The 12,772-nt window shown below is 56.6% G+C and carries 11 protein-coding genes; 4 read left to right on the forward strand and 7 right to left on the reverse strand.

Features of this window, described 5'->3' with window-relative positions:
• Positions 1-58: 58 nt before the first annotated feature.
• Entirely contained in the window at positions 59-778 is a 720-nt protein-coding gene (gene sanA / locus AC6I7A_RS12470; RefSeq protein ID WP_058956707.1) for an outer membrane permeability protein SanA, read from the forward strand.
• 645 nt (positions 779-1,423) lie between these two features.
• Here sanA and mglC read toward each other — a convergent pair.
• The 7 genes from mglC to AC6I7A_RS12505 all read right to left on the reverse strand — a co-directional run bounded on the left by mglC (position 1,424) and on the right by AC6I7A_RS12505 (position 9,662).
• A complete protein-coding gene (gene mglC, locus AC6I7A_RS12475) occupies positions 1,424-2,434 on the reverse strand; it encodes a galactose/methyl galactoside ABC transporter permease MglC (RefSeq protein ID WP_009089178.1) in 1,011 nt (336 codons plus the stop codon).
• 19 nt (positions 2,435-2,453) lie between these two features.
• Positions 2,454-3,974: a galactose/methyl galactoside ABC transporter ATP-binding protein MglA gene (gene mglA, locus AC6I7A_RS12480; RefSeq protein ID WP_046102225.1), complete on the reverse strand. Its 1,521-nt coding sequence runs from the start codon at positions 3,972-3,974 to the stop codon at positions 2,454-2,456.
• A 68-nt stretch (positions 3,975-4,042) separates the two neighbouring features.
• The gene (gene mglB, locus AC6I7A_RS12485) at positions 4,043-5,038 is read right to left on the reverse strand and encodes a galactose/glucose ABC transporter substrate-binding protein MglB (protein WP_009089175.1); all 996 of its coding nucleotides are present in this window, start codon (positions 5,036-5,038) and stop codon (positions 4,043-4,045) included.
• A gap of 307 nt (positions 5,039-5,345) precedes the next feature.
• Positions 5,346-6,386 carry an HTH-type transcriptional regulator GalS gene (galS, locus tag AC6I7A_RS12490; protein ID WP_009089173.1) on the reverse strand — a complete coding sequence of 347 codons (1,041 nt, stop codon included), beginning with the start codon at positions 6,384-6,386 and terminating at the stop codon, positions 5,346-5,348.
• A 147-nt stretch (positions 6,387-6,533) separates the two neighbouring features.
• Complete coding sequence (gene yeiB / locus AC6I7A_RS12495) at positions 6,534-7,694, reverse strand: DUF418 domain-containing protein YeiB (protein WP_058956709.1); 1,161 nt, start codon at positions 7,692-7,694, stop codon at positions 6,534-6,536.
• A 50-nt stretch (positions 7,695-7,744) separates the two neighbouring features.
• The gene (gene folE, locus AC6I7A_RS12500) at positions 7,745-8,410 is read right to left on the reverse strand and encodes a GTP cyclohydrolase I FolE (RefSeq protein ID WP_009089168.1); all 666 of its coding nucleotides are present in this window, start codon (positions 8,408-8,410) and stop codon (positions 7,745-7,747) included.
• Between the two features lie 124 nt (positions 8,411-8,534).
• Positions 8,535-9,662 (reverse strand): YbfB/YjiJ family MFS transporter, encoded by a 1,128-nt coding sequence (locus tag AC6I7A_RS12505; protein ID WP_058956710.1) that lies wholly within the window; start codon positions 9,660-9,662, stop codon positions 8,535-8,537.
• Positions 9,663-9,779: 117 nt separating this feature from the next.
• Here AC6I7A_RS12505 and ptrR point away from each other — a divergent pair, with 117 nt between their 5' ends.
• The 3 genes from ptrR (at position 9,780) to fghA (ending at position 12,762) form a co-directional block, all read left to right on the forward strand.
• Positions 9,780-10,691, forward strand: coding sequence for a putrescine utilization regulator PtrR (gene ptrR, locus AC6I7A_RS12510; protein WP_033736177.1), 912 nt, complete (start codon positions 9,780-9,782; stop codon positions 10,689-10,691).
• Positions 10,692-10,782: 91 nt separating this feature from the next.
• On the forward strand, positions 10,783-11,907 hold the full coding sequence (locus AC6I7A_RS12515) for an S-(hydroxymethyl)glutathione dehydrogenase/class III alcohol dehydrogenase (protein ID WP_009089162.1): 1,125 nt from the start codon (positions 10,783-10,785) through the stop codon (positions 11,905-11,907).
• A 12-nt stretch (positions 11,908-11,919) separates the two neighbouring features.
• On the forward strand, positions 11,920-12,762 hold the full coding sequence (gene fghA / locus AC6I7A_RS12520) for an S-formylglutathione hydrolase (protein ID WP_046102229.1): 843 nt from the start codon (positions 11,920-11,922) through the stop codon (positions 12,760-12,762).
• Positions 12,763-12,772 lie beyond the last annotated feature (10 nt).

Here is a 12,772-nt window from a genome sequence, read left to right on the forward strand (position 1 = left end):
GCGACGCCTCAAGTAGCCTTGTGCCATCTCAACATTCTGACACCGAGTCTCCAGGCGCATGCTGAAACGCGTTTTCATTGGTCTGCTTTTCATCATCTTAGTGATGGTGGCAACTGCGCTCGGCCTCGATCGCTGGATCAGCTGGAAAACGGCGCCTTTCATCTACGAAAATGTCTCTTCTCTGCCGCATCGTCAGGTGGGCGTGGTACTGGGAACGGCAAAATATTACCGCACCGGCGTAATTAATCAGTATTACCTCTATCGTATGCAGGGTGCGCTGAACGCTTACAACAGCGGTAAAGTCAATTATCTGCTGCTGAGCGGGGATAATGCGCTGCAGAGTTATAACGAGCCGATGACAATGCGCCGTGATTTAATCAAAGCGGGCGTCGATCCGGCCGATATCGTGCTCGACTACGCCGGATTCCGCACGCTGGATTCGATCGTGCGTACCCGTAAGGTCTTTGATACCAACGACTTCATTATCATCACGCAGCGTTTTCATTGTGAGCGCGCACTCTTCATCGCCCTGCAGCTGGGCATTCAGGCGCAGTGTTATGCCGTGCCCTCGCCGAAGAACATGCTTAGCGTGCGCTTCCGTGAAGTGGGGGCCCGGCTGGGTGCGCTGGCAGACCTCTTCCTGCTCAAGCGAGAACCCCGTTTCCTTGGCCCGCTGGTGCCCATTCCCGCCGTGCGAACCGTCCCGGAGGATGCGCAGAGTTATCCTGCTGTGACGCCGGAACAGCTGCTGGAGCTGGAACAGAAGTTACGGAAGTAGCTGACGTTCAGCGGTTGAATGAAACTCTGTTATATGCACTGAGCTGCAGTCTGGCAGCAAGGTACAAGACTCAGGGAGCATACGCCTTTCGCAAAGACGCAAAAGATGCCATCCCTGGCAGGCTCAGCGCGGGCCATCCATGGCCCGCTATGCTTTGCTGCAGGCGTACGCTCCCATCGTTTTAAGTGGGTGAGTCGTCTGTTTGAATTCCCTGAGGCTTAGGCGAATCTAACAGCAATAAATAAGCCTGAAGCGCAGGGAACAGGGTCAGAAGAGGAAAGCGTCCCGCGCCAGGGACGGCGCGGGCCGAGCGTGCCATGGATGGCGGCTTTTGCGTCTTTCCGATCTGACCCTGTTTCCTGCGCAGGCTCCGTCTCAAAGCAATGACCTCAGCCTTTAAGCAGGCCGAGCGTGTCATGGATGACGGCCTTTGCGACTTTCCGATCTTACCCTGTTTCCTGCGCAGGCTCCGTCTCAAAGCAATGACCTCAGCCTTCAAGCAGGCCGAGTGTGTCACGGACAACGGCTTTTGCGTCTTTCCGATCTGACCCTGTTCCCTTCGCATACTCCGTCTCACATCAACCGCCCAGCGCCATCCTCATAAAAAAAGCGACCCGAAGGTCGCTTTTTTCGCAGCAGAGAACGTTACTTCTTACGCGAATACTTCAGTGAATCCAGCGCCACGGCGAAGATGATGATGCCGCCTTTAATAATGTACTGCCAGTAAGGGTTAACGCCGATATAGGTCAGACCGTAGTTGATAACGGTGAAGATCAACACACCGGTTACCACACCCGCCACGCTACCCACACCCCCGGCGAACGAGACGCCGCCGACCACACAGGCTGCAATCGCATCCAGCTCATACATAAAGCCGAGGTTGTTAGTCGCCGAACCGATACGACCCGCTTCCAGCATCCCGCCAAAGGCGTAGAACACACCAGAGAGCGCATAAATCAGGATCAGGTTCAGCGGCACGTTCACGCCTGACACTTTCGCCGCTTCCGGGTTACCCCCGATAGCGAAAATGTTTTTGCCGAAACGGGTTTTGTTCCACAGCACCCAGACGAACACAATCGCAATCACCGCGTAGAAGGTGATAAACGACAGTTTAAAATCACCAAACCGCAAAAAGCCCTGTGCGAATTTCGAGAAGCCTGCATCAAAACCGGCAATCGGTGACGCACCCACATAGTCGTAATAGAGTGAGTTAATACCGTAAACGATAATCATGGTGCCCAGCGTGGTGATAAAAGGCGTCACCTTCAGATAGGCAATGATCACACCGTTCACCAGACCAATCACTCCCCCGATCACACACACGGTCAGGATAACCAGCGGAATTGGCACCGTATCCAGCGTCGGGAACACTTTGTTTGCGTTGTCCATCGACTGCAGCAGCGTCGCTGCGACAACCGCCGCCAGCCCAACCTGACGTCCGGCTGACAGGTCAGTCCCCTGGGTCACAATCAGGCCCGCCACGCCCAGTGCAATAATAATGCGCACTGAAGACTGGGTCAGGATATTACTCAGGTTCATTAAACTTAAAAATGTCGGGTCCTGGAAAATAATAATAGCCAGCAATACCAGCAGCACGACATAAATGCCGCCCTCTTTTAACCAGGTTAGCGCATTCTTTTTTGTAGTCGCTTTCATGTTAACAGCCCTTGCTTCATTAAAGGTGTAATGACGCTAAACGCAATATTTCGTTCTGCGTGGTCGTTTTGGTATCAACTATGCCTGCTACCAGACCATTACTCATTACCAGAATACGATCGGTAATGCCTAACAGCTCCGGCATTTCGGATGAGATAATAATGATGCCCTTCTCTCTTTTCGCCAGCTCAGCAATCAGCTGGTAAATTTCGAATTTTGCACCAACATCAATACCGCGTGTTGGTTCATCAAGCATCAGGATTTCAGGCTGGGTCAATAACCAGCGGCCAATAATCACCTTTTGCTGATTACCGCCCGAAAGCGAACCAATCTGCGTATGGTGGCCCGGCGTTTTTACGCGCATGGAATCGATCACCCACTGGGTGTCACTTTTCATGCGTTTATTATCCAGCAGCCCCATACTGCTTTTATATTTTTTAATATTCGAGATAAGGGAGTTAAATCCGATATCCAGATAAGCATAAATACCGGTTGAGCGACGCTCTTCCGTCACCAGTGCGAACCCGTGATTAATCGCTTCATTCGCACTGTGGTTATTAATCGGTTTACCATGCAGTTTGATGGTGCCGCCCGATTTTTCGCGAATGCCAAACAGCGTTTCGACGATATCGGTACGTTTGGCGCCCACCAGCCCGGCGATGCCGAGGATCTCCCCTTTACGCAAATCAAATGAGATGTCACGAATCGAAGGCTGACGCAGAGAGGTCAGATTCCGCACCTCAAGAATGGTTTCCCCCGGCACGTTGGTACGGTCAGGAAAACGCTGGTTCAGTGAACGGCCGACCATCATCGCGATGATCTTATCCATATCCAGCCCTTCCAGCGGCTGAGTCGCAATCCACTGTCCGTCACGCAGAATCGTAATCTCATCACACAGCTGGAAAATCTCTTCCATTTTATGTGAGATATAGACGATGCCGCAGCCACGATCTTTCAGCTTACGAATAATCGTGAACAGGTGATTAACCTCTTTCTCCGTTAACGAGGAGGTCGGCTCATCCATAATCACAATTTTTGCGTCATAAGAGAAAGCTTTGGCAATTTCAATCATCTGCATCTGCGACACAGACAAATTCGCCACTTTGTCGCGCGGATCGATATCGATATCCAGCTCGTCAAAAATAGCTTTGGTATCCTGATACATCTTATCCTGATCGACAAAGAAGCCTTTGCGCGGATAACGCCCCAGCCACATGTTGTCCATCACAGTGCGCTGCAGGACCAGGTTTAATTCCTGATGCACCATCGACACGCCATTTTCCAGCGCCTCTTTGGAGCTTTTATAGTCGATCTCTTTACCCTGAAACAGGATACTGCCGGAATCTTTTTTATAAATACCAAACAGGCATTTTAATAACGTGGATTTACCGGCACCGTTCTCGCCCATTAACGCATGAACAGAGTGAGGCCGCACTTTTAAATTCACATTATCTAACGCTTTAACGCCGGGAAATGATTTTGAGACATCCTTCATCTCCAGCAGATATTCTCGCTGCGCGGTCGTATTATCACTGGCCATATTTTACCTGGCTAAAAAACGGTGGTGACATAAAAAAGGCGCGACAGGGGTCGCGCCCGGAATCGAACTTATTTCTGGAACTGAGCCAGATTCTCTTTATCAACCGGAACGTAAGGTACGCGGACGATCTTATCCACCATCTTGAAGTTCGTACCTTCGGTCGCAGCTTTGCCGTTAGCCAGGTTGTTGGCGATATCCAGCGTGGCTTTCGCCTGGTTTTCCGCATCGTTCAGTACGGTACCGGCCAGCGCACCCGATTTCACCAGCGCCATCGCTTCCGGCAGGGCATCGACGCCGAAGACCGGGATAGAGGTCATGTTGTGCGCTTTCAGCGCTTCAACGGCACCCATCGCCATCGCATCGTTGTTGGCAATCACCACTTCGATTTTCTTCGCGTTCGGGCCTGACAGCCACGCATCCATCTTATCTTTAGCCTGTGCGGTATCCCACATCGCCGTATCCATCGCTAACTGCTGGGTTTTCAGACCATCTTTGTTCAGCGTATCGATCACATATTTGGTACGGGCTTCCGCATCAGGATGGCCTGGCTCACCTTTCAGCAGCACAAACTGGATGGTGCCATCTTTGTTCAGATCCCAGGCCGGGGTCGCTTTCCAGTGTTTCTCAATCAGCTGACCCTGAATGATGCCGGACTCTTTAGAGTCGGTCCCGACATAGTAGGCTTTGTCATAACCGGCCAGCACTTTCGCGTTAGGCTCTTTGTTGAAGAAGACCACCGGCACGTCATTCGCGCGCGCTTTGTCGACCACCACGGCTGCGGCAGCCGGGTCAACCAGGTTAATGGCCAGCGCTTTCACGCCTTTTGCCATCAGTACGTCAACCTGGTCGTTCTGTTTGGACTGGTCGTTCTGCGAGTCATTCATCAGCAGCTGAATGCCGCCAAGGGTTTTCGCTTCTTTCTCAATGTCTTTGCGCACCATTGACATGAAGTTGTCATCATATTTGTAAATGGTCACGCCGATACGGGTGTCAGCTGCGTGAGCGGTTGCACCAAACATCATGCTGGCAACCAGTGCGGTAAGCGTGAAAACCTTCTTATTCATGGTATCTCCGGTTTTATTATGCAGGGTCTTTTTAGCGCTGCCGCGCAACGTGGCGCGAAAGCAATCGGTAAAACAGATCGGCGGGGCAGTCTGCGCAATTTGCCGCTTACCGCTGACGCCGTCTAAAACCTGACTTCCCTGTGCCTGAACACGTCCGTGAAGAGGGGATGAACCCGTTAACCGGCTACTGAGACCACAACTGATGCCGTTACACTGGCGTTACATAATGTTTCAGTCCGGTAAGACGCTGCCATCATAGTGAGAGCAATGTTAATTAACTGTGAATGTAATCACAGATTGAAAGCGGTTACATGGCTGAATCGCCTGAATTAGTGACGGACTCCACATTTTGCCGCTGCGCGACTGAATGACGCCGCACCAGCGTCGGCATAAAGATGTGCGTGGCGGTGTCATCCAGCAGGCCTGCCGCCCCCTGCAGCGCCAGCTCTGTCGCAATTTTTGCCATAGAAACAATAGGATAACGCACAGTGGTAAGCTGGGGATCGGTGTAACGCGAGATAGGGATGTCATCAAAGCCAATGACAGAAAAATGCTGTGGCACCTGAATGCCATTGTCTTTCAGCGCCGTGAGCGCGCCCGCTGCCATACCGTCGTTGTAAGCAAACACCGCGCTGAGATTGAGATTGCGCCCCAGCAGCTCCACCATCGCCGCTTCGCCGCCCTGCATGTCGGGCTCTGCGCTGGCAATCCAGCTCTCATGCGGCCGGATGCCCTGCTCTGCCATCGCCTGCATCCACCCTTCGCGGCGCTGGGCGACATCTTCGATAGGATGACTGGAACAGAGATAGCCGATGCGGCTATGCCCCTGTTGTATCAGGGTCCGGGAGGCCATCAGCGCACCGGCGACGTTATCCAGACTGACGCTGCGCTGCTCAAATCCCGGTATGACGCGGTTGATGACAACCATGCCCGGCACATGCTGCATAAAGTCAGCCAGCTCCGCGTCTGAAAGCGTTTTCGCGTGCACCACCAGGGCGCTGCAACGCTGGCGAATCAGCACTTCAATGGCATGACGCTCTTTCTCTTCCTGATGCCAGGAGTTGCTGATGAGGACATGCTTATGGACGCGCTGCGCCACGGTATCCACCGCTTTAACCAGCGCGCCAAAAAAGGGATCGGAAACATCCATCACCACCACCCCGATGGTGTCGCTGACCTGAGTCGCCAGCGCCTGCGCGTTGGCGTTAGGACGATACCCCAGCGCCTCAACCGCCTGTAACACAGCGTCGCGGGTATCAGAGGTGACGGCGCTGCTCTGATTGAGGACGCGCGATACGGTCGCCACTGAGACGCCAGCCTGACGGGCAACATCACGAATTGTTATCATGCAGCAGTTCCAGAAAGGAAAAAGAGGGCATCACGCCGGGTTGAACACCGGCGCTATTTTGTCAGGGGCGGGCGATGTGCAGCGTGAATTGCGTCACATCAATGAAAGCGGTTACATACAATTCTGTAACCTTTGTGATGGCGGTCATTATCTGGCGTGGTCGGACAGGCGCGGTTTTCCGGCTGAGAGCTGGGTAAGCCGCCGCCACAGCCACTCCAGCGGGCCCTGTGCGAAGAAATGTAACCAGATGAGTGAAAAGAGGATATTGATAAGCCAGACCGCAGGCACCATCAGCACCAGCTCCAGCCGGCTAAAGTGCATATAGAAGCCAAAGCGGTAGAACAGCGTGGTACAGATCAGCGACTGCATCAGGTAGTTGGTCAGCGCCATGCGCCCGACACACTGAATGGCATAACTGAACCGCCAGCGTGAAATCTGCGGCCACCAGGCCAGACAGAGCGCCGCGTAGCCAAGGCTGATCAGCGGGCTGGCAAGGTCGCGCGGGGTCTGCAGATAAAAGCCGCTCCAGCGGAACTCCCAGTGTAACAGCCACTGCGCAGCGACACCGGCCACCGCTATCGAGAATCCCGCCGTCAGCAGCACGACGGCGGCCTGACGGTAGTGCCGCAGGGGAAACTGGCCCGTCAGCCAGCCACAGCGCAGCAGCGCGCCACCGATCATCATCAGGCCCGCCAGCTGCCAGCCATACTGCGCCGCCAGCGCCATCAGTCCCGATGAGAGGTGATCAAGCCGGTTCTGAATCGCTTCCCAGCCGCCGGCCAGTTTCCAGTAGCGCTCATATTGCAGTTCGGCCGCGCCGGGCAGCCAGGAGCGGGTCGGCTCAGGATCGGAGATCGACCCGAATACCAGCAGCACACCGCAGCCCACCAGGTAAAGCAGAATGCCGGTATTCATCAGGCTGCGGGTGGAAGGAACATCGCGCACGACCCGCCACACCACCAGCCCGATGATGCCATAATCGAGCAGGATGTCCCCCTCCCAGAGAAACACCCCGTGCAGAAAACCGATCAGCACCAGCAGTGACAGCCGGGCAGTCAGCCAGCGACTGCCGCGCGGCAGTTGCATCTGCAGACCGGCACCAAACAGCAGCGCAAACAGCGTCAGGAATTTGAGCTGGGCAAAGGTATCGGAGAGGGCCCATGTCCAGGCGTCAGCGAGGGTGACACTCCCCTGCCAGGCCGGATTCAGGTAGGCCGCAGAGGGCAGACCAAAGCCGACGATATTGAGCAGCAGAATGCCGAGAATGGCACAGCCTCGAATAAAATCCAGCGCGTGATAGCGTTGCATGCGGCACCCTGCCCCATTGAGGCGGGCAGCATTATGCGCCCGCCGTTAACTCAACTATGACGTACCGCGCGCAAAAATTCCTGGCGGGTATTCTGACTGGACTTGAACAGGCCGCCCAGTGAGGTGGTGGTGGTCGCGCTGGTGGCATCCTTCACGCCGCGCGCTTTCACGCAGTAATGCACCGCATCAATGGAAACGGCCACGTTGTTGGTGCCGAGCAGGGTCTGCAGGGCAACCAGTACCTGCTGTGTCAGACGCTCCTGCACCTGCGGGCGCTGTGCAAAGAACTGCACGATGCGGTTAATTTTCGACAGGCCAATCACCTTATCTTTGGGAATATAGGCGACGGTCGCTTTACCATCGATAATCACAAAGTGGTGTTCACAGGTGCTGGTCAGGGTGATGTCACGCACGGTCACCATCTCATCCACCTTCATCTTGTTTTCAATGACGGTGATTTTCGGGAAGTTGGCGTAATCGAGACCGGAAAAGACCTCATCCACATACATCTTCGCGATGCGATGCGGGGTTTCCATCAGGCTGTCATCTTCAAGATCCAGATTCAGCAGCTGCATGATTTCGGTCATGTGCCCGGCAATCAGGCTCTTGCGCGTATTGTCATCAATGTCGCGTGTCGGTGCGCGTAATGGCGTTTCCAGGCCACGCGCCAGCAGCGCTTCATGAACCAGGGCAGCTTCCTGACTTAGGGTGCTCATCGTACTCTTCTCCGGCTGGGTGTTGCGCCCGTCGGCTGTTGCGGCGGGCCCTGTAATCAGGCGCGTATTGTGAAACTTTCTTTGCGGGGAATCCAGCAATCAATCAGATTGGTGAAGAAAGCGTTTATCGGCTCCGCCGCCAGACCAGCAGGCCCGCCCAGATGAGGCTCGCGCCGGCCACCCACAGGGCGGGTTCCAGCCGGTGTAAAAAGGCGGTGGAGAGAAACGAGAGTAGCGGGCCCACCAGTTGTCCCACGGCATAGCCGGTGGTCAGCAGGCCAGCCATATAGCGCAGATGACTGGGGGCCAGCTCACGCGCGCAGAGCAGCGACAGCTGCACCACGCTGAGGAAGCCGCCGCCGACCAGCAATGCGCCCACCAGCAGGCCGCTGAAGCCCGGCAGCAGCGCCGCCGCAAAGACCCCCAGCGCCTGCGCCCAGAGCACCAGCGCCAGACGGACGTGGCTGCGCCCCAGGTGGCGCGTGAGGATGCCCAGCAGGATCCCCACCATCGCTGCGCCACCAAAAATCGGCCAGACAAACTGGGCGAATGCGCCATCCGGAAAACGCGCAGCAGCCATCTGCGACAGGAAGGTCGCAGGCAGGATGTAGCCAAAGCCCGCCAGACTGTAGCTCAGCACCAGCCGTTTAAGGTTGCGGTCCAGCACCAGCGGCTCCGGGGCCTGATCGGGGCGATGCAGCTCGCCACGCCGGGGCAGGTTACGGGCAATCAGCGCCACCAGCAGCAGCGCCAGTGCGCCATAGGCGGCCCAGGCCAGCCCCGCGGAGACCTGCAGCGTGTGCAGCGCCACCCCCAGCAGGCCGCTGACAAAGATGCCGCAGCCTGGCCCGGCAAACACGGCCGCCGACAGCCCCGCCCGGCCATGACGATGCAGCTGTTCATTGCTCCAGGCGGCCACCAGCACCATCGCCCAGCCGCTGGCCCAGCCGATCAGGAAACGAATGGCCCCGTGCAGCCACGGCCCGCTGGCCCAGGCCGAGAGCAGCGTCAGGATCACCGCGCCCCATATGCCCGCCGTCAGGCGCAGCTCTACCCGCTTATGCGCCCGCATGGCATCGAACGAGCCACAGAGATAGCCAAGATAGTTGAGTGCGGCCACCAGGCTGGCGCTGGTGAGGGTCAGCTGGTGCGCCTGAATCATCAGTGGCACCTGTGGCGTAAAGGCAAACCGGCCAATACCCATCGCGACAAACAAAGTTAAGAACGCGCTGAGCGCGACGCGTAACGCCATGGCTGAACTCCTGTGGTTTCGGGCTGGGATCTTTTCTGACTTGCTAACAGCTTGCAGGATGTTTACACTCACGAAAAGTGAATAATCATGACCAACTTGTTTACAGGAAGAGAAGATATGGATTTAGTACAACTACGTATGTTCTGTTCCGTCGCCGAAACGGGTTCCCTGGCACGCGCCGCCGAACAGCTGCATCGCGTACCCTCTAATCTCACCACGCGGCTGCGTCAGCTGGAAGAAGAATTGGGTGTGGACCTCTTTATTCGTGAGAAGCAGCGCATTCGCCTGTCACCGATGGGCCATAACTTCCTCAATTATGCGCAGCGCATTCTGGCCCTGAGTGAAGAAGCGCTGAGCATGACCCGCACCGGTGAACCGGCGGGTAACTTTGCGCTCGGCTCGATGGAGAGCACCGCCGCCACCCGCCTGCCCGGTTTACTGGCCGCCTATCACCAGCGCTTTCCCGGTGTTGCCCTCTCGCTGATTACCGGCACTTCGGGCGAAATTATCGATCGGGTGCGTGAAGGCACCCTGGCGGCGGCGCTGGTGGATGGCCCGGTGGCGCATGATGACCTGAACGGCTGCATCGCGTTTCGCGAGGAGATGGTGCTGATTACCGGGCTGGATCATGCCCCTATCACCACCGCCCGCGATGTGCAGGACGATACCCTGTTTGCTTTCCGCAACAGCTGCTCTTATCGGGTGAAGCTGGAGAGCTGGTATCGCGACAGCCAGACCGCGCCGGACAATGTGATGGAGATTCAGTCCTATCACGCCATGCTGGCCTGCGTGGCGGGCGGTGCGGGCGTCGCCATGATCCCGGCCTCGGTGCTGAAACAGATGCCGGACCGTTCACGGGTGCAGGCGCACACCCTCCCCCCTGCTTATCGCAATACGGCCACCTGGCTGATGTGGCGACGGGACGCCTTTACTCCCAACGTGGAGGCGCTGAAGTACCTGATTATCGAAAAATTTGACGATCGGCCGCTCAATGATGAGCTGATCTACCCCTTACAGGCGGCGGAATAAGCGTTCCGCGCTATGTTTAAGAGCCTGGCTCTGATTAATCACGACCACCTGGCGCCACCGTGCGTCACAATCTGACTGGAAGAGGGATTGCATGAAAATGATCAAAACCCGTGCCGCCGTTGCCTGGGCTGCTGGCGAACCGCTGAAAATTGAAGAAGTGGATTTGATGCCACCGCAGAAAGGCGAAGTCCTGGTGCGTATCGTCGCGACCGGCGTCTGCCATACCGATGCCTACACCCTCTCCGGCACCGATCCGGAAGGCGTCTTCCCGGCGATCCTGGGCCATGAAGGCGGCGGCATCGTGGAAGCCGTAGGTGAAGGCGTGACCAGCGTGGAAGTGGGTGACCATGTCATCCCGCTTTACACTCCGGAGTGCGGCAAGTGTAAGTACTGTCTGTCGGGTAAAACCAACCTCTGTCAGGCGATCCGTGCAACCCAGGGTAAAGGTCTGATGCCGGATGGCACCACCCGCTTCTTTAAAGATGGCAAACCGATTTTCCACTATATGGGCACCTCGACCTTCTCGGAGTACACCGTCGTTCCGGAGATCTCACTGGCTAAAATCAGTAAAGAAGCGCCGCTGGAAGAAGTGTGCCTGCTGGGTTGTGGCGTCACCACCGGCATGGGCGCGGTCATGAACACCGCCAAAGTGAAAGAAGGCGACACCGTGGCGATTTTCGGCCTCGGCGGCATTGGCCTGTCGGCCGTTATCGGTGCCAAAATGGCGAAAGCCGGCCGCATCATCGCCATCGACATCAATACCAGCAAATTCGACCTGGCGCGCAAGCTGGGTGCCACTGACCTGATCAACCCGAAAGATTACGATAAGCCGATTCAGGAGGTGATTGTTGAGCTGACCGATGGCGGCGTGGATTTCTCCTTTGAATGTATCGGCAACGTCAACGTCATGCGTTCCGCGCTGGAGTGCTGCCACAAAGGCTGGGGCGAGTCCGTGATTATCGGTGTGGCCGGTGCCGGTGAAGAGATCTCTACCCGTCCGTTCCAGCTGGTGACCGGGCGCGTCTGGCGCGGCTCCGCCTTCGGTGGCGTGAAAGGCCGCTCACAGCTGCCGGGTATCGTGCAGGATTACCTCGACGGTAAATTTGCCCTGAACGACTTCATCACCCACACCATGCCGCTGGAAGAGATCAACGACGCCTTTGATTTAATGCACGAAGGAAAATCGATCCGCTCGGTTGTGCATTTCAACAGGTAATCAGGAGGCGTTATGGCATCCACTCTGGAGCTACTGGAAGAACACCGTATTTTTGGCGGCTGGCAGCAGCGCTGGCGTCATGCGTCGGCCGTGCTGAACTGCCCGATGACCTTCAGCATCTATCTGCCTGAACCGCAGGGCGATGCGCCGCCACCGGTGGTCTGGTTTCTGGCCGGGCTGACCTGCAACGATGAGAACTTCACGACCAAAGCGGGCGCGCAGCGGGTGGCGGCGGAGCTGGGTCTGGTGCTGATTATGCCGGACACCAGCCCGCGCGGCGATGAGGTGGCCAACGATGAGGGCTACGATCTGGGTCAGGGAGCGGGATTTTATCTCAATGCCACCCAGCAGCCCTGGGCCGCGCATTTCCGCATGTTCGACTACCTGAGCAGCGAGTTACCTGCGCTGATTGCGGATAACTTTAAGGTCAGCGACCGTCAGTCGATCATGGGTCACTCCATGGGCGGACACGGCGCGCTCATGCTGGCGCTGCGTCTGGGCAACCGCTTTGCTTCGGCGTCGGCTTTCGCACCGATTGTAAACCCGATGCAGGTGCCGTGGGGTCAGAAAGCGTTTCAGGCCTATCTGGGCGATGACCCGGCGGCCTGGCGGGAATATGACAGCTGTCAGCTGATGGCGGAGGTGGCGCATCGTCTGCCGATCCTGATCGACCAGGGCGACAGCGATCAGTTCCTGGCCGACCAGCTGCAACCGGAGCGGCTGGAAAGCGTGGCCAGTGAGGTGGGATTCCCGCTGACGCTGCGCATTCAGCCGGGCTATGACCATAGCTACTTCTTTATCGCCAGCTTTGTGGAAGATCACCTGCGCTTCCACGCGCAGCATCTTCTGGCGTAAAAAATCAGGG

The sequence above is a fragment of the Type-F symbiont of Plautia stali genome (assembly GCF_059731105.1).